Genomic DNA, 21,654 nt, shown 5'->3' on the forward strand with positions numbered 1-21,654 from the left:
GAAAGCCATGCGCCTCGGCGCGAATCTCGTCTACCAGGGCGCCGGAGAACTGGCGCGGGAAGCCGAACGGCTCGGCTACGACCTCGTGCTCGCCGCCGAGGGCTACCGGGCCGACGCGCCCAGCGTGCTCGGGCTGGTCGCCGGCCAGACCGAACGCATCGGCCTGGCCTCCGGGATCATGCAGATCCCGGCCCGGCCGCCGGGCACCGCCGCGCTCACCGCGGCCACGCTCGACTCGCTCAGCGGCGGCCGGTTCCGGCTCGGCCTCGGCGTGTCCAACCCGCACGTCTCCGACGGCTGGTACGGGGTCCGGTTCGACAACCCGCTCGCCCGCACCCGCGAGTACGTGGAGATCGTGCGCCAGGCCATGCAGGGCGGGCCGGTGCGCTACGCGGGCGAGCACTTCGCGCTTCCCGCGTGGGGCAAGGAAGACGCGCCGCTGCACCTGTTCACCGAACGGCCGAACACCCGGATACCGCTGTACCTGGCCGGGGTCGGCCCGAAGAGCCTGCAGCTGGCCGGGGAGCTCGCCGACGGCTGGCTGAGCGGTTTCACCACGCCGGAGCACGTCGCGAAGTCGATCGGCGAGATCCGCATCAGCCGCGACCGGGCGGGGCTGGACTTGGCCGGCTTCGAGGTCGTGCCGTTCGTCGCGATGCAGGTGGCCGAGAACGACGCCGGCCTCGCGTCGGCGGCCGACGCGCTGCGCGGGCACTACCTGTTCCTGCTCGGCGTCGGCGACCCGGCGGACAACTTCTACTGCGGGCTCGCGCGGACCATGGGGTTCGAGCAGGAGATCGCCGAGTTCCGGGAGCGCCTGATGAGCGGCGACCGGCGGGGCGCCGCGGCGGCGATCCCGCTGGAGTTCATCGACCGCACCGCGCTGATCGGCCCGCTCGGCCGCATCGCCGAGCGGATGCAGGCCTTCGCCGACGCCGGCGTGACGGTGCTCAGCATCATGGTGTCGGCCAACGACACCACGCTCGACGGACGGCTGCACATCCTCCGGAAGGCCGCGGAGGCGCTCGAAATGTCCGGTGTGGCCGGATGATTCGACGGCACCTTGAGGTCAGCTCAAGCGGGCTGCGGAAGTCTCGGTGACCATGACCGACACCGAGATCTCCGTCAACCACGTCGAGCACGAGACCCCGCTCGACGCGCCGCCTGCCCGGGTGTACGACCTGATCGCGGACGTGACGCGCTGGCCGCTGATGTTCGCGCCCTGCGTGCACGCCGAGGTCCTCGACCACGGACCCGACTTCGACCGCATCCGGTTGTGGGCCCGGACCGGGGACTCGGTGCGCAGCTGGACCTCCCGCCGCCGACTGGATCCGGCCGCGCCGCGGATCGACTTCGAGCAGGAGAACAGCAAGCCGCCGCTGGCGTCGATGGGCGGCAGCTGGCAGGTGAACGACGGCCGGCTGGTGCTCGCCCACCACTGGTCGCTCAGCGACCCCACGCCGGAAGCCGAGCGCTGGGCCGCCGATGCGCTGGACCAGAACAGCAACGCCGAGACCGCCGCGGTGCGGGCCTGGGCGGAGTACGGCGCGGACTTCGACGGCCTGGTGTTCGCGTTCAGCGACGAGGTCGCCATCCCCGCGTCGGCTTCGACGGTCTACGACTTCCTGCACCGGTCGGACCTGTGGCCGAGCAGGCTGCCGCACGTCACCGAGCTCGACCTGGAGACCGTCGAGGCCTCCGAGCTCACCGGCGGCGCGGAGGTGCAGACGATGGCGATGACCACCAAGGGGCACGACGGCAGCACCCACACCACGCGCTCGATCCGGCTGTGCTTCCCGCACGAACGCATCCTGTACAAGCAGACCGCCGTGCCGCGCCCGCTGCAGGCGCACTGCGGGGAGTGGCTGATCAGCCCGATCGAGAGCGGTGTCCGCGTGGTGGCCCGCCACCAGGTCGCGCTCGCCCCGGACGAGATCGAGGACTACTTCGGCGCGGGCACCACGATCCTGCAGGCCCGCACGAAGGTGCGCGAGCTGCTGCGGCGAAACAGCCTGACGACGCTGGAGCGGGCCCGGGAGTCCCTCGCCTGATTTCGCGGCGAACAGAGGTTTTCACACACTTCAGGAGTAGGTAAATGACCGCTGAATCACCGCCGGTCCGGCAGCTGCCGTCGCTGACCGGCTATCGCGCGATCCTCTTCATCGCCGTGTTCCTGACGCACGCGTTGGGGGCGGGGTACTTCTTCGCCGACCAGTCGATCAACGAACTGGGCACCATCCTCCCCTACGGCACGGCGGCGCTGGCGACGTTCTTCGTGCTCAGCGGTTTCGTGCTGACCTGGGGCGAGCCGTGGCGGACGTCGATCGGCCGGTTCTGGCGCCGGCGCGTGGTGAAGATCTACCCCGGGCACGTCATCATCTGGGCCGCCACGCTGCTGATGCTGTTGGTGATCGGGCCGATGTCGATGATGGGCACGCTGGAGGGCGTGGGGCCGGGGCCGATCCTGGCGAACCTCTTCCTGGTGCAGACCTGGATCCCGGACGAGCAGTACCTGTTCAGCGTGTACGGGGTGAACTGGTCGGTCTCGTGCGAGATCCTGTTCTACCTGGCGCTGCCGCTGCTGATCCGGCCGATCCTGCGGATCCGGGACGACCGGCTGTGGGCGTGGTTCGCCGGCATCGCGGCCCTGATCATCGCGATTCCCACGGTGACGCACTTCTTCGTCGGCGGGGAGCTGTGGGGCGGGGGCGAGATGTCCTTCGCGCAGGTGTACCTGACGAACTTCTTCCCGCTGAGCCGGATGACGGAGTTCCTGCTCGGGGTGTTCCTGGCCCGCATCGTGCAGACCGGGAGGTGGCCGCGGCTGAACTCGTGGTGGGTGGCGCTGATCTCTATCCCCCTGTGCGCGGTGATGTACGTGCTGCCGCCGACGTACCGGATCAGCGGCATCCTGACGATCGGGATCTGCCTGTTCGTGCCGGTGATCGCGATGCGGGACCTGCAGGGCAAGCCGTGCTGGCTGAACAACAAGCCGATGGTGCTGCTCGGCAACGCGTCCTACGCCGCGTACCTGGTGCACTTCCCGGCGCTCGGCCTGACCCGCTACCTGGTGGGTGAGAACGAGATGTTCGACCTCGGCACCGGCCTGCTGATCGTGCTCGCGCTGTTCGTCGTCACGCAGCTGCTCGGCATCCTGATGTTCCAGTACATCGAACGTCCGCTGATGCGGCGGTTCGGATCGCCGCGCAAGCCCGGGCCGGTCCCGCCGCAGAACTCGAAGATCCAGGAGCCGGCGTGACGACGCCCCAGGACGAGCCGATGAAGTACCCGTTCGAGGACGATCACCGCCTGACGGTCCCGGCCGAGTTCGCGGAACTGCGGGCCAAGTGCCCGGTGCGGCGCATCACGCTGCCCTACGGCGGCGACGGCTGGCTGATGACCAAGCACGCGGACGTCAAGACGGTCCTGGGTGACCCGCGGTTCTCCCGCGCGGCCACAGTGGACGCCGACATTCCCCGCACCACGCCGTGGAAGACCGAGGGCGGCGGCGATCTGCTGGCGATGGACCCGCCAGAGCACGCCCGGCTCAGGAGGCTGGTCGCGGCGGCGTTCTCCCGCAAGAACGTGGAACGCTGGCGTCCCCGCACCGAGCAGATCGTCGACGGCCTGATCGGCGACGTGCGCGCGGCAGGGGCGCCGGCCGACCTCGTCGAGCTGTTCTCGATGCCGTTGCCGATCACGGTGATCTGCGAACTGCTCGGGGTTCCGGTGGCAGACCGGCACTTCTTCCAGCGGTTCTCCGAGCTGGTATTCGGCGGCGCCGGTGTGTCGGCCGAGGACGTCGAGAACGCCTCCACCAGCCTGGCGACCTACCTCGCGGAGCACGTCGCCAGGCACCGGGCCGAACCCCAGGACGACCTGCTCTCCCAGCTGATCGCCGCGCGGGACGAGGACGAGGACCGGCTCACCGAGGAGGAGCTGGTCACCCTGGGCGTGACGATCCTGGTGGCGGGGCACGAGACCACCGCCAACGAGATCGCCAACATCGTCCACACCCTGCTGGTCAACGACCTGTGGGCCGGGCTGGTGGCGCACCCGGAGCGCGTCGACACCGCCCTGGACGAGCTGCTGCGGTTCGTGCCGCTCGGCGGCAGTGAGGCGATGCCCCGGGTTGCGACCGAGGACGTCGAGGTCGGTGGCACCCTGATCCGCAAGGGTGACACCTGCTTTCCCGCGATGATCTCGGCCAACTTCGACGAGGACTTCTTCTCCTTTCCTGACGTCCTCGATCTGGATCGGCCTCACAACCCTCATCTCGCCTTCGGTTTCGGGCCGCACTACTGCCTTGGCGCTCAGCTCGCTCGGATGGAGCTCCGTGTTGCTCTCACGGCTCTTCTTCGCGCGTTTCCCGGTTTGCGCCTTGCTTTGCCCGAATTCGAGATTCCTTGGCGGGGGAAGGACACTCTGATCCGGGGGCCTCGGGAGCTTCTCGTCTCCTGGTGACCTGTTCTTGTTCTCTCTCTTGAGTTTTCAAGGTGCTGGGACTTTTTCTGGTTTGGTTTTGGGTGGGGCCATCCCCGCGGTTCGGTGGATTGTGAGGGCTGTGACCCGGATGTCAAGCCCGGCCTTGCGGCCGCCCCTTCGGGGGTGAACGGCTTGACATCCGGCCCACAGCCCCGTTCGGCTTCGTATCGCGGGGATGGCCCGGTGTGGAATGGACGTACGTCGGAGTCCTGGGCGGCGGATTCATCGGGGCACCTGCCTTTCCTGGTAATGCGGCGGATCGATCGGTGTTTCCGGGGGCCTTGCTTGTGAGGTTTGGTTTCGTTGCGGACCGCCAGTTCTTGCCGTGGCCTGGGCCCGTTTTTCGGCCTTGCTAGGAGTCGCCTGGCGGCGTGTAGTGGTTCAGTTGCTCGCAGGCGGCGTGGTCGGGTCGTGCCGCCTGCGAGTGGGCATCATGGGACGCCCTCCGGGTCCCGTGGTTTGGGGATCAGGTCTCGGAGGTTGTCCCGGTACGCAGCAGGCAGGGCTTTGCCTCCTGGTCTGGGAGTTCTGGTTCTGTCCACGCTTGTTGGTGGGATGAAGACCGGCCTGCTGTCTTGCATTTCGATCGTCCAGTGCTGGTTGTGGATCATCCTGTGGTGATGGGCGCACGCCATGACCATGTTGTTGACCTCGGTGGGGCCTCCGTCCACCCAGTGCACGATGTGATGCGCTTGGGGCGTTCCCGGCGGCCGGTCGCAGCCCGGGAAGGCGCACGCGCCGTCGCGGTGCAGCAGGGCCGCTCGGATGTGAGTCGGCGCCGTTCGCTGGGACATTCCCACGTCCAACGGGAGGCTTTCTCCGCCGAGCACCGTGGGCAGCACCTCGCAGTCGCAGGCGATGCGGCGGATGTTCTCCGCCGTGATGGACTGCTCGGTGGCTCCCAGTGTGCCGGGCATTCCTTCGTCGGCCGCCTTCAGCAGGGTGCGCTTGAGGTCTTCGAAGTCGATCGTGACGTTCAGGTGGGGCCGCTGGCCTCCCGTGCGGGGCATCTGGTCGGAGTCGAGCACGATGTCGACCATCGCCGCGAATCCGTCCGCGTTTCGCTGCCCCGCCGTGCGCGGGTCCTTCTCCCCGTCCACCTCCGGACGAGGCGCGGAGAGCGGGCGGATCGCCTCGACGAACTTCGCTCCCGTTTCCCTGTCCAGACGCGCCTTGATCACCAGCATTCCGTCGCGGGCCGTGGCGTAGTGCAGTTCCCGTGCCTCGTGCTGGGCTTCTTCGTCTCGGTGGGCACCGTCCTGGTCGAGCAGGTAGCGGATGCGGTCGGCGAGCTTCGCCAGATCGCGTGGGCACATTCGCGTGGCGTGGTCGGCAAGGATCGCCTCGACCTTCGCCAGGTCGTGATCACGAGAGCTTTCGAGCAGGTTTTGCTTGCACTTCGAGATGACCTTGGCATGCTCCAGGCCGATGGCTCCCTCGGCGAGAGCCGCCGCAGTGGCGGGCAGATCCGGCAGCTGCGGCCCGCCCTCCGAGTCCGCTTCCCGCACGTCGCCAGCGACCCTGATCCGGGTCTTGGCGTCGTGGGAATCGACGTTGAGCAGGCTTTGCAACCACACACTCATAGACCGAGCGCCCTGCTCGACGAACAAGCGACGACGCTCCGCCTCGGCGATCAACCTCAGCTGCTCCATCCGTGCCGCGCGAATCGCCTGCTCGATTTCGGCAATGCCGCCAACAAGTTCGGCATCGCTGTACGACCCCGCCGAACGAACACCCACCACGGACCCGCCAGCCGCAGCTGCCGACACGACCGGAGCGCCGGCGGCAGCCAAGCTCGCGGCCACATCGGCACAGAGGCCGAGGGCCAAACCAGAGGCATTCGTAAGCGGTGTCATGCCTCAAGTATTCCAAGCCTCGAACGCATTTTCGAGCAAATAAAGGTAGCTAGATCGGGTGATCACCACGACGAAACTCCGCTACACACAAGGATTTTTCAGAAACCACAAGCCAACCCAAGGCACCCTGCCGCCCCCCAAGCCGCCCCAACGACACGAAAACCACACGCCGCCAGGCGACCTACACGAAGACCCAACCACGAGCCCAATCCCCAACAAGAACAGCCAGCCCGCAACGCCACCAAGCCCCACACAAAACCCCGGCACCCACCGAACAAGCCGTCACACAACCAGAAACAGACCCAGCCACCCGAGATCCGCCGCCCAAGACCGCGACGTACGCCCATCCCACACCGGGCCATCCCCGCGATACGAAGCCGAACGGGGCTGTGGTCCGGATGTCAAGCCGTTCACCCCCGAAGGGGCGGCCGCCAGGCCGGGCTTGACATCCGGACCACAGCCCCCACAATCCACCGAACCGCGGGGATGGCCCCACCCAAAACCGAACCTGCAAAAGTCCCAACCCCTCCCACCACGAAAGCAAAAAACCCCGACGAAGCCCCAAAAGGAGCCCCGCCGGGGTGAGAAGCCAAGAGATCAGTAGTTCCCCAACCCCCCGCACACGTTCAAGGCCTGAGCGGTAACGGAGTTGGCCCCGGGCCCAACGAGGTACTCGACCATGGCGGCGACCTCCTCGGGAACGACGTACCGGCCGATCGGCACCCGTGCGTTGACCCGCTCGCGAACCTCCTCGACGGACACGTCCCACATCCCGGAGTAGACCTCGCGAACCCGCTCGGCCATCGGCGTCTCGACGAAGCCCGGGCAGACGGCGTTCACGGTGACACCGGTCTTGGCCAGCTCCAGGCCGAGCGCCTTGCTGAGGCCCACCACGCCGTGCTTGGACGCCGAGTACGGCGCACCGTGGATCACGCCCTGCTTGCCGCCGGTGGAGGCGATGTTGATGATGCGCCCCCAGCCCTTCTCCAGCATGCCGCCGTTGTTCAGGACCTCCTTGGTCATCAGGAAGACGCTGTTGAGGTTCGTGTTGATCACGTCGAACCACAGCTCGTCCGGCACGTCCTTGGTGACGCCGCCGCCGGAGCGGCCCGCGTTGTTGACCAGGATGTCGACCGGGCCGAACCGTTCGGTCCCCGACTTCACGAAGGCCTTGATGTCCTCCTGCGACGTGACGTCGCAGGTCTGCCCGTCCACCTCGAAGCCCTCGTCCTGGAAGGACTTGACGGTGCTCGCGAGCGTGTCCGCGTTGCGCGCGCAGATGTAGACGCGCCGGCCGCTGCTCGCCAGCCGCCTGGTGATCTCCAGTCCGATCCCGCTGGTGGCGCCCGTCACGAGTGCCACCTGGTCAACCTCAGCCATGTTCCCTCCGCTGTCCGTCCACTTCAGACCGGTCTGTCCCGGTCGGTTCGCCTGTCAGACCGCCGCTACCCGGTCGAGCATCGCTCGCGGGGTTTCGAGGCCGCCCAGTTCGTCGTCCGGGATCACCACTCCGAACTCGCGCCCGATGACCGCGGCGGTCTCCATCAGGGCCAGCGAGTCGTAGCCGAGGTCGGCGAAGGTCAGATCCAGGATGTCGCCGCCCAGGTCGACGTCTTCGGCGGCGCCGGCGCAGCCGGCCAGGATCCGGCGAAGGTCGTCGAGCGTTATCGGGTTGCTCATCGTGCTTCTCCCTCTCAGTGCGCCGCGGCGCGAACGACGATCGCCGCGTTGTAACCCCATTTGCCCCTGGCCAGCACGAGCGCGTTGGTCACCGGCTGGTAGCGCGGTCGCCCGCAGACCAGGTCGATCTCGCAGTCCGCCGGAACCCCGTCGACGCCCGCCGTGGCCGGGATGACCCCGTCCCGCACGGCCAGCAGCGCCGCGACCACGTCCAGCGGCCCGCCGCCGGCGAACAGCCGCCCGGTCAGCACCTTCGGCGCGGTCACCGGCACTCCGCCCGGCCCGAACACGCCGGCGATCGCCTCGGCTTCCTGCCGGTCCAGTTCCGGCACGCCGACCGCGTCGGCGAAGACCACGTCGATCTCCCCGGGTTCGAGCCCGGCGTCGGCCAGGGCCAGCTCGGCGGCGCGGCGCAGCCCCGGCGGGCGCGGCGATCCGGGCGGCGGGTCGAAGGTGGACGCGTACCCGGCGATCTCGCCGTACGCCCCGGCCGCTCCCCGCTCCCGCGCCGCGTCGGCGTCCTCCAGGACCAGGATCGCCCCGCCCTCGCCGGGCAGGTAGCCGGTCGCGTCCGCGGCGAAGGGCCGGTAGGCGGTCGGGCTCACCCGGCCGCTGGACAGGTGGGACACCCAGCCCCACGGGTCGAAGGCCGAGTCCACTCCCCCGGTCATCACCAGCCGGGTGCCGCCGCAGATGGTGCGGCGGGCGTGGCCGATCGCGTCCAGCCCGCCGGCCTGCTCCGCCACCAGCGCCTTGCTGGGGCCGCGCATGCCGTGCCGGATGGAGATCTGGCCGGTGTTCACCGCGTAGAACCAGGCGAACGATTCGTAGACGCTCACGTACTGCGGCCCCTGGGCCCACAGCTTGCGGAATTCCTTGTGGGTGAACTCGAATCCGCCCAGGGCGTTCGAGGTCACCACGCCCATGTCGAAGTCGGTCAGCGCGGCCGGGTCGGCGGCGGCGTCGGTCAGCGCCCAGTCCGCGGCGGCCAGCGCCATCTGCGTGGAGACGTCGGTCTGCGGCAGCAGCCGGGCGGGCAGGTGTTCCTTGGCCGTGAAGTCCTGCACCTGGCCGGCCAGCCGCGCCGGGTACCGGGCGGCGTCGAAGCGGGTGATCTCAGCGATCCCGCTGACCCCGTCCACCGTGGCCTTCCAGAACTCCTCGACGCCGAGCCCGTTGGGCGCCACCACCCCCAGACCCGTCACCACCGCCGCGGTCATCGCGCTCCTCCCGGCCGCTTGAGCACCATCGCGCTCTGGAATCCGCCGAACCCGCTGCCGACGCTCAGCACCGCGTCCACCCGCTGCTCGCGGGCGGTCAGCGGCACGTAGTCGAGGTCGCACTCCGGGTCCTTCTCGTGCAGGTTCGCCGTCGGCGGCACCACACCGCGCTCGATCGCCAACGCACACGCCGCGATCTCGATCGAACCGATCGCACCCAGCGAGTGCCCGACCATCGACTTGATCGAGCTGACCGCCGTCCGGTAGGCGTGCTCGCCCAGCGAGTCCTTGAACGCCGCAGTCTCGTGCCAGTCGTTCTGCTTGGTGCCCGAACCGTGCGCGTTGACGTAGTCCACGGCATCGGGGTTCAGCCGCGACTGGTCGAGCGCGTCGCGGATCGCGTCGGCCATTTCGCGGCCGTCCTTCTTCAGCCCGGTCATGTGGTAGGCGTTGGTGCGGTTGGCATATCCGCTCACCTCGGCGTAGATGTGGGCGCCCCGGGCACGCGCCCGCTCGTAGCTCTCCAGCACGAACATCGCGGCGCCTTCGGCGAGCACGAACCCGTTGCGGGTCAGATCGAACGGGCGCGAGGCGTGCTCCGGGTCGTCGTTGCGCGGCGAGGTCGCCTTGATCGCGTCGAAGCAGGCCACCACGATCGGCGTGACCGGGGCATCGGTGGCCCCGGTGACCATGACGTCGACGGTGCCCTCGCGGATGAGCTGGACGGCGTTGCCGACCGCGTCCAGACCGGAGGTGCAACCGTTGGACACCATCGTCACCGGCCCCTCGGCGCCGACCGTCCACGCGATCTCCGCGGGCATCACGCCCGGCGTCAGGTAGTCGAACATGTGCGGCGACAGGTACCGGTGGTCCACCTCCCAGTCGCGGCCGGAGTCGGAGAGCACGCGGTACTCGGTCTCCAGGCTGGTGGAGGCGGCGATCGCGCTGCCGAGGCTCACCCCGACCCGGTGCGGGTCGAGTCCGGGGACGTCCAGCCCGCTGTCCGAGATCGCGTCCCGCGCGCACACCGCGGCGAGCTGCGTGGCCCGGTCCATCCGCCGGATCTGCTGTGCGCTCAGGCCTTCGGCCCCGGCGTCGAAGTCGCATTCGCCTGCGATCTGCGAGCGGAACGGCGCGGGGTCGAAGAAGCTGATGCGGCGGGTCGCGGTGCGCCCCGAGGTCAGCAGGTCCCAGAAGCCCTCGGTGCCCGCTCCGCCGGGCGCACGCACCCCCATCCCGGTTATCACCACACGACGGGACATCGGATATCCGTTCCTCCCTTGACGCAGCGCCTTCGCGGCCCACGTTGCCAACGCGCGCTCGAGGAGCGCTCAACACCGGCTATTGGAACGGTTCGAGCTGCCATCGCAGGGATCGTGGTTCGTGAAGCGGCGCAGCCGCCCAGCCCACCTGCGCAACTCGCACCGCCGCGGGTTCTCAGGGGTCGCCTGGCGAGGACAGCCCCGATGCCGCGTATTGGTCCACAAATCGGGGATTCCACAGCCAGGCGCCCCCTGAGGTTCCGCTACCCGCACCGGCACGCAAAACGAGCCTGGAACACCGCTCTTGCGCTCCACAGTCGATCCAGCGTTTCTCTAGGTGCGGTAACCACTCTCGGCGCGGTGAAGTTCCTCTTCCTCACCGGCGGCAGCCCCGCGACGGTCTTCGCCTTGTCCCCGTTGGCAACCGCGGCCCGATTGGCCGGTCACACGGTGATCGTGGCCTCGCCCGAGGACATGACCTCGTTCGTCGCGGCGGCGGGCCTGCCCTCGGTTCCGGTCACCGACCGGAAGATGCTGGAGTTCATGTTCACCGACCGCGACGGCGGCAAGCTCCCATTGCCCGCGGACCCGGGCGAGCGGCTCTTCTTCAACGGGCGCGGTTTCGGCCGGTTGGCGGCCGCGAGCCTGCCCGCGCTCCGCGAACTCGTCGCGGACTGGCGTCCGGACCTGATCGTCGGCGGCTCGCTCTGCTATGCGGCGGGACTGCTCGCCGCTCAGCTCGGCGTGCCGTTCGTGCGGCACACGTGGGATCTCGGCGAACCGCCGGGGATCGATGCCGGGGCGGCCGCGGAACTCGCCGCGGAGCTGTCCGGGCTGGGGCTGACCGAGTTGCCGGAAGCCGACCTGTGGGTGGACATCTGCCCACCCAGCCTGCGCGCTCCCGGGCTTGGTGAGCGCCAGGACATGCGCTTCGTGCCGTACAACCAGCAGCGCGCGCTGCGGCCCTGGATGTATCGCCGCGGCGACCGGCCGCGCGTGTGCGTGACCGCGGGCAGCCGAGTCGCCCACGACGCCGACCTGAAGTTCCTGCACGAGCTCGTCGGCAGCCTCGGCGCACTCGACGTCGAGATCGCCATCGCCGCACCGGAAGCGGTCGCCGACGAGCTGCGCGCCGGCGAGCACGTGCGGGCCGGGTGGTTCCCGCTGGACACCCTGCTCACCACGTGCGATCTGATCCTGCACCACGGCGGCGGGCAGACCTCGCTCAACGCGCTGCACGCCGGGGTTCCGCAGCTGCTGATCCCGAACATCCCCAAGATGGTTCCGCCGTGCGCCCGCATGTCGGATCGCGGGGCCGCGATCACGTTGCTGGGCGAAGACCAGGCCCCGGAGCGGCTCGGTGCTGCGGCGGCGGAGATCCTGGCCACGCCGTCCTTCCGGGAACGGGCGGGGTCGGTGCGCGACGAGATCGCCGCGCAACCGACCCCGGCCGAAGTGGTCGCCGTACTGGAAAAGCTCTGAAAGCTCGTACTGCGTGGCGGCGGCGATTTCGCGCGAAATCAACCCGGTCCGAGGCTCAGCCGGCCGCCAGCGCGGCCGCGGTCCGCTCGATCGCGGCCGCCAGCGGGGTCTGGCACTGCCATCCGGTCGCCGCCGCGAACGCCGACGGGTCGACGTCGACGCTGCGGAAGTCGGTGCCGTCCGCGTGCGACGGCGGGGGCACCGAGACCACCGGCACCGGATCGGTGCCCGTGTGCCTGGCGACGGCCCCGGCGATCAGCCGGAAGACGCCGCCGAGCGGTTCGGACTTGCCCGTGCCGATCAGGTAGTGCCGTCCGGCCAGCGCGTCGGCGTGGTCCATGGCGGCGACGAAGGCGCGGGCCGCGTCGGCGACGTTCAGCAGGTCGCGCCGGATGGTTCCGTCGTGCCACATCGTCAGCGGCTCACCGGCCAGTGCACGGCGGATCATGGTGGACACCACTCCCCGGTCGTCCGCGGTCGCCGCGGGCGGCCCGAACACCGGCGGCAGCCGCAGGCTGATGCCGCGCAGCCGCCCCGCCGCCGTGGCTTCCTTGAGGATCCGCTCCGCGGTGAGCTTCTGCCGGTCGTACGTCCCTTCGGGACGGTCCTCCTCGGTGCCGTCCAGGCGGCCTTCGACGTGCTTGCCGACCTGGGTGTTGCTGCCCGGGAAGACCACCACTGGCGCGGGCTCGCCGTGCAGGACTTCGGCGAGCTCCCGGATCACGCCGACGTTGGTGCGTTCGGCCACCACGTCGTCCTCGGCGATCCGCCAGCCCGATGCCCCGCGGATCTGCGCGGAGAAGGGGAAAACTGCGGCGGCGCCCTCGGCTGCCTCGGCGAGCGCGCCCGGTTCGGTCAGATCCGCTTGGCGGGACTCGAAATCCGCCGTGCAACCGGCCGGTGCGGCGACCTCTCGGCGAGCGACGGCCCGCAGCCGCACCGGCCGCTCGGCCAACGCCGCCGTCACGGCCGAGCCAAGGAAGCCCGACGCGCCGAGCACGACGACGAGCGGCTTGTCGGGTTCAGCCATCGGTGTTCTCCATCGCGAGCCCGGCCGCCAGGCAGGCGGCGTAGTCCGGGAGCAGCCCGTCGGCCGCCGCGGCGGCCAGCGTGGGCGCGTTGCGGTCCCGTTCGGACATCACCAGGTCGAGGCCGTCCGGGATGGCCAGCCCCAGCTGCGGATCCAGCGGGTGCACGGCGCGTTCCTTCTCCGCGACGTATCCCGCCGACAGCAGGTACACCATCACCGTGTCGGCCTCCAGCGCGACGAACAGGTGCCCCACCCCGATCGGCAGGTACAGCGCGGTGAACTCGGTCGCGGACAGCTCCACTGCCTCCGCACGCCCGAAGGTGGGCGAGCCGGCCCGGACGTCGACGACGAAGTCCAGCGCCCGCCCGCCGGCGCAGTAGACGTACTTGGCCATCGACCCGGGCAGCGCGGTGAAGTGCACTCCGCGCACCACGCCGCGCCGGGAGCGACTGCTGCTGGCCTGCGCGACCGGGAACAGCGGCCGGCCCAGCGCCTCCCCGAACGCCTGCTCCTGGAACGGCGAGGCGAACGCGCCCCGGTCGTCGCCGAAGACCTGCGGGGTGAACTCGTACGCGCCGCCGATGCCGAGCTCGCGCACCTTCATGCCCGGCCGCCTTCCGCGGTGCCCGCGAAGATGCCGGGGGCGACGAGGTCGTGCTTCACGTACTCGGGCGTCAGCCCGGCCCGGCGGAACGCGGTCTCGTAGGTCGCCCGGTCGAACAGGCTCATCACGTGCGTGTCGGTGAAGTGCTCGATGCCGGTGTCCGGCGCGGCGACGGTGTAGTGCACCTCCATCCGGCTCGAGCCGCCCTGGCGCACCGTGTGCGAGACCCGGGCGACCGTCCGTCCGTCCACTGTGACCACGTCCGCGCCGACCCAGCCGGGGAGGAAGTTCTCCGGGAACCACCAGGGTTCCAGCAGCAGCACGCCGCCGGGCGCCAGGTGGTCGGCCAGGTTCTGCACCGCGTGGTCCAGGTCGGCGGCGGTGGGCAGGTAGCCGGCGGAGCTGAACATGCAGGTCACCGCGTCGAACCGGCGGTCGAGCCGGAAGTCGCGCATGTCGCCCTGGTGCAGCTGGAGCTCCGGGTTGTGCCGCTCGGCCACGGCGAGCATCTCCGGGGCGAGGTCGACGCCGACCACCTCGCCGAACGAGCCGGCGAGCTCCCGCAGGTGCGCGCCGGTGCCGCAGGCGACGTCCAGCAGCGAAGCCGCGCCCGGGGTGCGCTCCCGCACCAGGTCGCGCACCAGCGCGGCCTCGGCCCGGTAGTCCTTGCCGCGACCGTGGTAGAAGTCGTGGTAGATGTCGGCGCGCTGGTAGATTCCGGTGTCGGTTGCCATCTCGGGCCCTTTCCTCACAGTTCGCGCAGCACTTCGCGCAGCGCGCTGATCACCTTGTCCTGCAAGCCTTCCGGCATCGCCGGGTACATCGGCAGCGAGAAGATCTGCTCGGCGAGCGCCTCGGTGACCGGCAGCGCCCCCTTGGCGACGCCGAGGTGCGCGAATCCGGTCATGGTGTGCACCGGCCACGGGTAGCTGATGTTCAGCGAGATGTCGTGCCGGTCCTTGAGCCGCTGGATGATCTCGTCGCGCCGCGGGTGCCGGACCACGTAGACGTAGTAGACGTGCTCGTTGCCCCCGGTCACCGAAGGCAGCTGCAGGCCGCCGGGCCCGCAGAGGTCGCCGAGCTCCTCCGCGTAGCGGCGGGCGATCCGGCGACGCCCCTCGACGTAGTCGTCCAGGCGGGTCAGCTTGCGGCGGAGGATCTCGGCCTGCACCTCGTCGAGCCGGCTGTTGTGCCCGGGCGTGGCCACGACGTAGTAGGTCTGTTCCATGCCGTAGTAGCGCAACCTGCGCAGCGCGCGATCCACCTCGGCGTCGGCGGTGATGACCGCGCCGCCGTCGCCGTAGGCGCCCAGCACCTTGGTCGGGTAGAAGGAGAAGGCCGCGGCGTCGCTCATCGTGCCCGCGAGCTCGCCGTTGTGCCGCGCGCCGTGCGCCTGCGCGCAGTCCTCCACGATCTTCAGGCCGTGCTCGTCGGCCAGGCGCCGCAGCGGCGCCATGTCCACGCACTGCCCGTACAGGTGCACCGGCACGATCGCCTTGGTGCGCGAGGTGATGGCCGCCTCGACCAGGGCGGTGTCCATCAGGTAGTCCTCGGCGCGCACGTCGACGAACACCGGTGTCGCGCCGATCTCGTCGATGGCGACGACCGTGGGCGCGGCGGTGTTGGAGACCGTGATCACCTCGTCGCCGCGGCCGCCACCCACCGCTTCCAGCGCGAGCTTCACCGCGTTGGTGCCGTTGTCGACGCCGACGCAGTGCTCGACGCCGTGGTAGGCGGCGTACTCGGCCTCGAAGCCGCGGACGCTGTCGCCGAGCACGAGGCGACCGCTGGCGAACACCTTCTGCACCGCGTCCAGGATGTCGGCTCGTTCCGCCTCGTACTCGGGCAGGTAGTCCCAGACAAAGGTGGTCATCGGTCGTCCTCCTGGTAGAAGCGGAAAAACGTCAGCAGGCTCCGGGCCTCCACGTTGAGGTGGTTGCCGTAGCGCACGAACTCGGTGAGCTGGCGCAGCGTGATCCACGTGTAGTTCTCCGGGACATCCAGCGGGAAGTCGTCGTCGACCTCCACGAGCAGGTAGCGGTTCTGCGCGTGGTAGAAGCGCCCGCCCTCCTCGGAGTGGATGCTGTCCCAGCGGATCTGCTCGGGTCGCGCGCCGAGGACCTCGTCGAGGAACAGCGGCTTGCGGCCGGCGGGCACGAACCGGTAGTTCTCCGGCTGGCACTGCACCGTCGGGGCCATTTCGACGCCGTCGAACGCGCCGGTCTCGGTCCGCGCCTGCACCAGCAGGTGCAGCACGCCGTCGATGCGCCTGGTGAGGAAGGCGATCACGCCGCGGCTGCGCGGCTCGAACATCGGCTGCTGCCAGCCGGTCACCTCGCGGTTGCTGGCGTGCACGTCCACGCCGACGACCGCGAAGTGCTGGTCCCGGTCGTGGCAGATCGTCCCGTCCCGCCACGCCCAGCCATCCACTTTGGACAGCGGAATGAGCTGCCGGGCGAGCGTGCAGCGGCCCTTCGCCTCGGTGAACCAGCTGAGCAGCTCCACCGTGCCGTGCAGCGAGGCGCCGTCCCGGTCCCAGGAACGGGTCAGCGCGCCGTGAAAGGTGCCGGCGGCCGGATCGGTGCCGCGGGAGCGCTGCACCACCGCGCCGGAGAGCACGGTGCGGGTGTCCATGTTGACCAGGTCCGGCACCCGCAGCAGCTCGGCGATCTGCGCGAAGCTCAGCCAGCAGAAGTCGTCCAGCACCGGGACGTCGTCCTCGACCTGCACGATCATGTTCCGGTTGCGCTTGGCGAGGAACCAGGACGCCTGCTCCGACTGCAGCACGTCGGACACGATCCGGCCGGGGCGCGGCGCGGTGAAGTACTCCAGGTACGGCACCGCCTTGCCGCCGTGCACGCCGGTGAAGTTGCTCCGCGTGGCCTGCACGGTCGGCGAGAGCTGGTAGCCGTTGATGTTGCCCGGCTCCATCTTGATCTGCAGCAGGCAGTGCGCGACGCCGCCGAACTCCTTGACCAGGATGCCGAGCACGCCCTGCTCCGCCTGCACGATGATCGGCTGCCGCCAGGCCTCGACCTCGCGGCCGGACCGGCTCACGTCCAGCCCTTCGATGGTGAAGAACTTCCCGGTGCGGTGCACGATGTTCCCGGCGTCCGGATCGGTGTGCCAGCCGTCGAGCCCGTCCAGCGGCACCTTCGTCGCCCGGTAGTCCTGCGCGCGGCACCGGTCCTGAAACCAGGCGTGGAATTCGGCCGTGTCAGCGAACATTCGGCCACCACCCGCGCGGGGACGCGGCGTATCCTCCGCGAAACAAGGGTTTTCCGCAGAATCGCATGCCGAGGAGACTGCCAGACGACCGGCCCGTTGGTTAACCCTCTTGCGCCACATAACTTTTCGTCGCGAGCGCGGCAGTACCCAGATTTGAGCGAGTCCCGAGTCGAAACCGGATCATCGCAGCATGGGCAAGATCGGGCATGGGGGTATGGCGCAGTGAACGAATTCCCGCGGGGAGGGGTGGCCACCCATCCCTTCGCCGAGGTGAACCTGGCCTTCCGGGCCAATTTCGCCACCGGCGCGGAAGTGGGCGCCGCGGTGTGCGTGTACCACCGCGGCCGTCCGGTGGTGGACCTGTGGGGCGGGTACGCCGATGCGGACCGCGGCGATCCGTGGCGGGCGGACACCTTGGGCGTGCTCGCCTCGCCGACGAAGTCGTTGGTCACGGGCGCGGCGCTGCTGCTGGTCGACCGCGGGGCGCTCGACCTGGACGCCCCGATCGCCGAGCACTGGCCGGAGTTCGCCGCCAACGGCAAGGGCGGGATCACGCTGCGCATGGTGCTCAGCCAGCGGTCCGGCGTCGTGTGCCTGGACCACGACCCGATCACCAACGACAAGCTGCGGGCGCACGAGCCGATCGTGGCGGCGCTGGAGTCCGCCCGGCCGGAGTGGGAACCCGACACCGCGCACGGGTACCACGCCACCACCTACGGGCACCTGATCAGCGAGCTGGTCCGGCGCCGCACCGGGCTGACCGTCGGGCAGTTCTTCGCCAAGGAGATCGCCAACCCGCTCGGGCTGGACTGCTACATCGGCCTGCCCAACCCGGACACGGCGCACCTGGCGACCATGATCGAGTGCAAGGCCGAGGAGCTGATGGCCGGCGCCGATCCGGGCGAGATCGAGGAGCTGCGCGACGCGGCCACGCTGACCTACCGCGCGACGATGGCCAGCATGTCGCAGGACCCCGCCGACCCGACGGTGGAGGAACCGTCCTACGGCGGGCTGGCCAGCGCGCAGTCGCTGGCCAGGTACTTCGCCTCGTTCATCGGCGAGGTCGACTGCTTCCGGCTGACCAGCCCGGAGATCACCGAGCAGATGCGCGAGGTGCACTCCACCGGCGACTGCCTCGTCATGCTCTCGCCGTGCACCTGGGGCCTGGGCGTGCAGGTGGCCGACAGCCCGGTGTTCCCGGCGTCGGCGGGGCTGGGCACCGCGTTCGGATTCAGCGGCGCGAACGGCGTGTTCGCGTTCGCCGATCCGGCGAACGATCTCGCGTTCGCCTACATCCCGAACGCCGGTTCCGAGGTGATGGGCAGCATGGACGCGCGGATTCGCCGGCTCATCGAGGCCACCTACCGCAGCATCCAGAAGGTCCGCTGAGCGGACCGGGCGGGGCTTGCGCGGATTTGGCTGTCTGCGGGTTGGCGTCGGACAAGCGGCGAAGCCGCTTTCAACCACCTACGCAACTCGCACCGCTGCGGGTTCTCAGACTGTGCCCGCCCGAAGGGGCTCTCGGCGAGGACAGCCCCAGCGCCGTGTATTGGACATACATAAGTCGGGGATCCCGGAGTCGAGGCGGCGTCTGCAATTCCCGCAGGGGGGCCGCTACCCGCACCGCAACGCAAGCCAATCCGCACACTCTTTCGGAAAGGAAACGGACATGCGAATCCTGTTCCCGGCGGCACCCGGCTACGGGCTGATGCTGCCGCTGGTTCCGCTGGCGTGGGCGGCGCGGGCGGCGGGCCACGAGGTCCTGCTGGCCACCACCGCCTACATGACCAAGGTGGCGGCGGAGTCGGGTCTGCCGGTCACCGACGTGTTCCCCGCCCGGGACGTCGGGGAGGACCTCGTGGCCGGCGCGGCGGGCGAGACCAGCGCCGATGACGACTCCGTCCCGCCTGGCTACTGGGACCTGGTCCGCGGGATGCGGCCGTTCGAGCTGTTCTCGCTGGCCATGACGGGCGGCACCATCGCCGCCGGCCGCGAGTTCGACGCCGGCCTGGTCGTCTTCTGCTCCGACCACGCGGCGGGCAAGCTGGCCGCGACGGCGCTGGGCGTCCCCTCGCTGGAGGTCGGCAACCGGGTGTCCTGGTCGATGCGCGACGAGGGGTTCCGAGACGCGAAGAACCTCAACGCGCGCATGGGGATCGTGCCCGACGACGCCCCGGTGGTGCGGGCCTTGCGCGACGAGCTGGGCCTGGGCGACCGGCAACCGCACCTGCTGGCGCGCATCGATCCGCGCGCGCCCAGCCTCGGCGGCCTGGCCGGCGAGGAACCGGACGCCGTCGACGGCGTGCCGTGGCTGCCGATGCGGTACGTCCCGTTCAACGGCGGCGCGCTGCTGCCGTCCTGGGCGATGCGCCGCCCGCAGCGGCCGCGGATCTGCCTGACCCTGGGCACGGTCGCGCCGCTGCTGCCGGGCGGCGGCGGGCTCGGCACGCTGATCCAGGCGCTGGCCGAGCTGGACGCCGACGTCGTGCTCGCCGACGCGGAAACGGATCTGTCGCAGTTCGAGCCGCTGCCGGAGAACGTGCACCCGGCGGGGTTCGTGCCGCTTTCCGGGATCCTGCGGGATTGCTCGCTGATCGTGCACCACGGCGGATCGGGCACCACGGCCTCCGCGCTGCACTACGGCGTGCCGCAGCTGATCGTGCCGGGCGGCGCGGACAACGAGCTGTGCGCGCAGCGGGTGGTGGACCGCAAGGTCGGCCTGGCCGCCGATCCATCCACACTGGACGCTTCCGTCATCCGGGAGCTCGCCGGGCGACTGCTCGCCGAGGAATCCTTCCGCCAGGAAGCGGCGGAGGTGCGCGCCGAGATGGCCGCCCAGCCGAGCCCGGCCGCGATCATCGACCGCATCGCCGCCGGGATCGCCGGCTGACGAACGGCGATCGCGGGTGGTTCCAGGCCAGGAACCACCCGCGATCTGTTGCGCTCACGGGATGTTCGGCGCCGGCCCCATCTTGTTGAGGGCGTCGACGACCGTCCGCTCCTCGTAGGCGAAGTGCTCCTCGAGTTCGGACGCCAGGACTTCCAGTCGCTCCCGCAGCTGCACCGGGTCGCTCTTGCCCGGCGCGTAGCCCTCCACGAGCTGCCGGATCTCGTCCTGCAGCCGCGCCACCACCTTGTGCTCCTCGCCCAGCTTCTCCAGCTCCGGGGCGAGTTCGGGGTACTGCTGGGCCAGCATCGGGAAGGCACCCATGTCCTCGCCCGTGTGGTGCTCCTTCACGGCCGCGCAGAACTCCAGGCAGTGCGCGCGCATCTGCTCCGCCAGCCCGGGCTTCGCCCGCTCCAGCGCGGCTCCGTCGGCACCGCCGGCGATGATCTCGTCCACCTGGGCGCGGAGCCCGGTGAGCTCCTCGCGGAGCCAATCGTGGCCCTCCACCAGGAAATCGCCCAAGCCGCGCACCCGGTCGGCGCCGGAATCCGATGTGGACTCCGCCGCCGGTTCCGCCCCGGCGATCGGCTCGGCGTCGATCCGGCGCAGGGTGATCACCGGCAGCACGCGGGTGGTCTTCTCCTGGTACTCGCCCATGCCCGAGTCCTGCGCGACGACCCCGGCGAACAGCGCATCGCGCTCGGCGCCGGTGGTGATGGTCGCGATCGCCTCGTAGGTCTCGGTGCCGGTCTCGACCGTCACCTGCGGGTTCTTCGCGATGTTGTGGTACCAGGCGGGGTTCTTCGGGGCGCCCATCGCCGACGCGACGACCAGCGGCTGCCCGTCGACCTCGAAGTAGCCCACCGGGCCCTCGCGGCGCCGGCCGGACTTGGCGCCGATCGTGGTCAGCACGACCAGCGACCAGCCTTCCATCCAGCCGCTGAGCTTGCCGTTGTGCTGCCTGAATTCCTCGACGACCTGCCGGTTGAACGCACCTGCGTCGAAGTCGGCGTAGTCGTCGGTCTGTCCGTCGGTCATGCAGTCCTTCCCAATGGATCGGTTGATCGGAGGAAGAGCACCACCAGGAGCGGACACGAAAAGAGCCCCGCAGGCCAGGAACGCTGGAGGGAAACGTCGTACCACGGGCGAATTACCGCAATAAGACGAGACCAAGTGCGAGACACGCAGAATCGTGTCGCAACTCAAAAGGTGGCTTAGAAGCCGCTACCTCCATGCGTAGGCCCATCCGGGGCGCACGGAAAGATTAGCAGGAGCCGACCACGCCCGCAAGGCGGCGCACCCCGCAAACCACTTTCCCCCGGACCGCACGAAGCCCCGGAAACCGTTTCGCTGCAACGGTTTCCGGGGCTTCATCAGCGAACCGGCGGATCAGCTCATCTGGTCGTGGTGCACCTGGCGGGAGCGGTTGCGCAGCTCGCCGTCCTCGAACGCGAGCACGTCGCGCACCAGGCAGCTGGGGCCGACCACGGGTTCTTTGACGCCCGGGCGCGTGGTGAGCACCAGCGCGTAGAAGGTCGTGTCCAATAAGCCGTCCTCCCGCGGCCGCACGTCGATCATGTTGAACCAGTGCCTGCGTTGCACCGGGTCGTTGTCGAACCGTTCGTTGAACCGCGTCAGTTCGGCCGTGATCCCGTCGTGGCCGTGGGCGGCGGGCTGCCCGGGCGTGTGCTGGAATTCTCCGTCGGCGGTGAACGTCGCGGCGTACTCCTCGAACCGGCAGCTGTCGAGCAGCTGGACCTGGCGCGCGTAGTGCAGCTGGACGGCTGCGTAGAGCTCGGTGACGGTGGTCGTGCTGGTCATCGAAGGAACCTCCGGAAGACTTCTTCGTTCTCGAAGTTGATTTCGGAAATGAGCTTTGCGTGGCGGTGCGGGTAGCGGCCCCCTGCGGGAGTTACTGCC

The 21,654-nt window shown here is 69.7% G+C and carries 19 protein-coding genes; 7 read left to right on the forward strand and 12 right to left on the reverse strand.

The genetic code is table 11. The features are described 5' to 3' along the window. Positions 1 to 7 precede the first annotated feature (7 nt). The 4 genes from AC07EQ_RS20255 to AC07EQ_RS20270 are packed head-to-tail and all read left to right on the forward strand — an operon-like array spanning position 8 to position 4,464. Positions 8 to 1,051, forward strand: a complete 1,044-nt coding sequence (locus AC07EQ_RS20255; RefSeq protein WP_478389470.1) for an LLM class flavin-dependent oxidoreductase — start codon at positions 8 to 10, stop codon at positions 1,049 to 1,051. A gap of 52 nt (positions 1,052 to 1,103) precedes the next feature. Then, complete coding sequence (locus AC07EQ_RS20260; RefSeq protein ID WP_478389523.1) at positions 1,104 to 2,051, forward strand: aromatase/cyclase; 948 nt, start codon at positions 1,104 to 1,106, stop codon at positions 2,049 to 2,051. Between the two features lie 44 nt (positions 2,052 to 2,095). Beyond that, positions 2,096 to 3,259 (forward strand): acyltransferase family protein, encoded by a 1,164-nt coding sequence (locus tag AC07EQ_RS20265; RefSeq protein WP_478389471.1) that lies wholly within the window; start codon positions 2,096 to 2,098, stop codon positions 3,257 to 3,259. After that, positions 3,256 to 4,464, forward strand: a complete 1,209-nt coding sequence (locus tag AC07EQ_RS20270) for a cytochrome P450 (RefSeq protein ID WP_478389472.1) — start codon at positions 3,256 to 3,258, stop codon at positions 4,462 to 4,464. Before AC07EQ_RS20265 ends, AC07EQ_RS20270 begins: the two co-directional genes overlap by 4 nt. Before the next feature lie 452 nt (positions 4,465 to 4,916). Here AC07EQ_RS20270 and AC07EQ_RS20275 read toward each other — a convergent pair whose 3' ends face one another. The 5 genes from AC07EQ_RS20275 to AC07EQ_RS20295 all read right to left on the reverse strand — a co-directional run bounded on the left by AC07EQ_RS20275 (position 4,917) and on the right by AC07EQ_RS20295 (position 10,503). Beyond that, on the reverse strand, positions 4,917 to 6,290 hold the full coding sequence (locus tag AC07EQ_RS20275; protein WP_478389473.1) for an HNH endonuclease signature motif containing protein: 1,374 nt from the start codon (positions 6,288 to 6,290) through the stop codon (positions 4,917 to 4,919). A 648-nt stretch (positions 6,291 to 6,938) separates the two neighbouring features. After that, positions 6,939 to 7,721, reverse strand: coding sequence for a 3-oxoacyl-ACP reductase FabG (gene fabG / locus AC07EQ_RS20280; RefSeq protein WP_478389474.1), 783 nt, complete (start codon positions 7,719 to 7,721; stop codon positions 6,939 to 6,941). A gap of 54 nt (positions 7,722 to 7,775) precedes the next feature. Continuing rightward, on the reverse strand, positions 7,776 to 8,021 hold the full coding sequence (locus AC07EQ_RS20285) for an acyl carrier protein (RefSeq protein ID WP_358570874.1): 246 nt from the start codon (positions 8,019 to 8,021) through the stop codon (positions 7,776 to 7,778). A gap of 14 nt (positions 8,022 to 8,035) precedes the next feature. Beyond that, positions 8,036 to 9,241: a ketosynthase chain-length factor gene (locus AC07EQ_RS20290; protein WP_478389475.1), complete on the reverse strand. Its 1,206-nt coding sequence runs from the start codon at positions 9,239 to 9,241 to the stop codon at positions 8,036 to 8,038. Continuing rightward, positions 9,238 to 10,503, reverse strand: coding sequence for a beta-ketoacyl-[acyl-carrier-protein] synthase family protein (locus AC07EQ_RS20295; RefSeq protein ID WP_478389476.1), 1,266 nt, complete (start codon positions 10,501 to 10,503; stop codon positions 9,238 to 9,240). The genes AC07EQ_RS20290 and AC07EQ_RS20295 overlap by 4 nt, the downstream gene beginning before the upstream one ends. 360 nt (positions 10,504 to 10,863) lie before the next feature. Here AC07EQ_RS20295 and AC07EQ_RS20300 point away from each other — a divergent pair, with 360 nt between their 5' ends. Further along, complete coding sequence (locus AC07EQ_RS20300; RefSeq protein ID WP_478389477.1) at positions 10,864 to 11,985, forward strand: nucleotide disphospho-sugar-binding domain-containing protein; 1,122 nt, start codon at positions 10,864 to 10,866, stop codon at positions 11,983 to 11,985. A 55-nt stretch (positions 11,986 to 12,040) separates the two neighbouring features. Here the strand turns inward: AC07EQ_RS20300 and AC07EQ_RS20305 are convergent, their stop codons facing one another. From AC07EQ_RS20305 to AC07EQ_RS20325, 5 genes are read right to left on the reverse strand one after another with little or no spacing between them, the layout of a single operon-like run. Then, positions 12,041 to 13,015, reverse strand: a complete 975-nt coding sequence (locus AC07EQ_RS20305; protein WP_478389478.1) for an NAD-dependent epimerase/dehydratase family protein — start codon at positions 13,013 to 13,015, stop codon at positions 12,041 to 12,043. Then, a complete protein-coding gene (locus tag AC07EQ_RS20310) occupies positions 13,008 to 13,619 on the reverse strand; it encodes a dTDP-4-dehydrorhamnose 3,5-epimerase family protein (RefSeq protein ID WP_478389479.1) in 612 nt (203 codons plus the stop codon). Before AC07EQ_RS20310 ends, AC07EQ_RS20305 begins: the two co-directional genes overlap by 8 nt. Further along, entirely contained in the window at positions 13,616 to 14,353 is a 738-nt protein-coding gene (locus tag AC07EQ_RS20315; protein ID WP_478389480.1) for a class I SAM-dependent DNA methyltransferase, read from the reverse strand. Before AC07EQ_RS20315 ends, AC07EQ_RS20310 begins: the two co-directional genes overlap by 4 nt. A gap of 14 nt (positions 14,354 to 14,367) precedes the next feature. Continuing rightward, a complete protein-coding gene (locus AC07EQ_RS20320) occupies positions 14,368 to 15,492 on the reverse strand; it encodes a DegT/DnrJ/EryC1/StrS family aminotransferase (protein ID WP_478389481.1) in 1,125 nt (374 codons plus the stop codon). Further along, entirely contained in the window at positions 15,489 to 16,847 is a 1,359-nt protein-coding gene (locus tag AC07EQ_RS20325) for an NDP-hexose 2,3-dehydratase family protein (protein ID WP_478389482.1), read from the reverse strand. Before AC07EQ_RS20325 ends, AC07EQ_RS20320 begins: the two co-directional genes overlap by 4 nt. 246 nt (positions 16,848 to 17,093) lie before the next feature. On the opposite strand from AC07EQ_RS20325, the gene AC07EQ_RS20330 reads away from it, so the two are divergent. Then, on the forward strand, positions 17,094 to 18,236 hold the full coding sequence (locus AC07EQ_RS20330; protein ID WP_478389483.1) for a serine hydrolase domain-containing protein: 1,143 nt from the start codon (positions 17,094 to 17,096) through the stop codon (positions 18,234 to 18,236). Positions 18,237 to 18,516: 280 nt separating this feature from the next. Further along, on the forward strand, positions 18,517 to 19,737 hold the full coding sequence (locus AC07EQ_RS20335) for a nucleotide disphospho-sugar-binding domain-containing protein (RefSeq protein ID WP_478389484.1): 1,221 nt from the start codon (positions 18,517 to 18,519) through the stop codon (positions 19,735 to 19,737). A gap of 54 nt (positions 19,738 to 19,791) precedes the next feature. Here the strand turns inward: AC07EQ_RS20335 and AC07EQ_RS20340 are convergent, their stop codons facing one another. Continuing rightward, positions 19,792 to 20,772 carry a nitroreductase/quinone reductase family protein gene (locus AC07EQ_RS20340; protein ID WP_478389485.1) on the reverse strand — a complete coding sequence of 327 codons (981 nt, stop codon included), beginning with the start codon at positions 20,770 to 20,772 and terminating at the stop codon, positions 19,792 to 19,794. Positions 20,773 to 21,123: 351 nt separating this feature from the next. Further along, complete coding sequence (locus AC07EQ_RS20345; RefSeq protein WP_358570841.1) at positions 21,124 to 21,555, reverse strand: nuclear transport factor 2 family protein; 432 nt, start codon at positions 21,553 to 21,555, stop codon at positions 21,124 to 21,126. Positions 21,556 to 21,654 lie beyond the last annotated feature (99 nt).

Source organism: Saccharopolyspora sp. NPDC045839 (assembly GCF_056431645.1).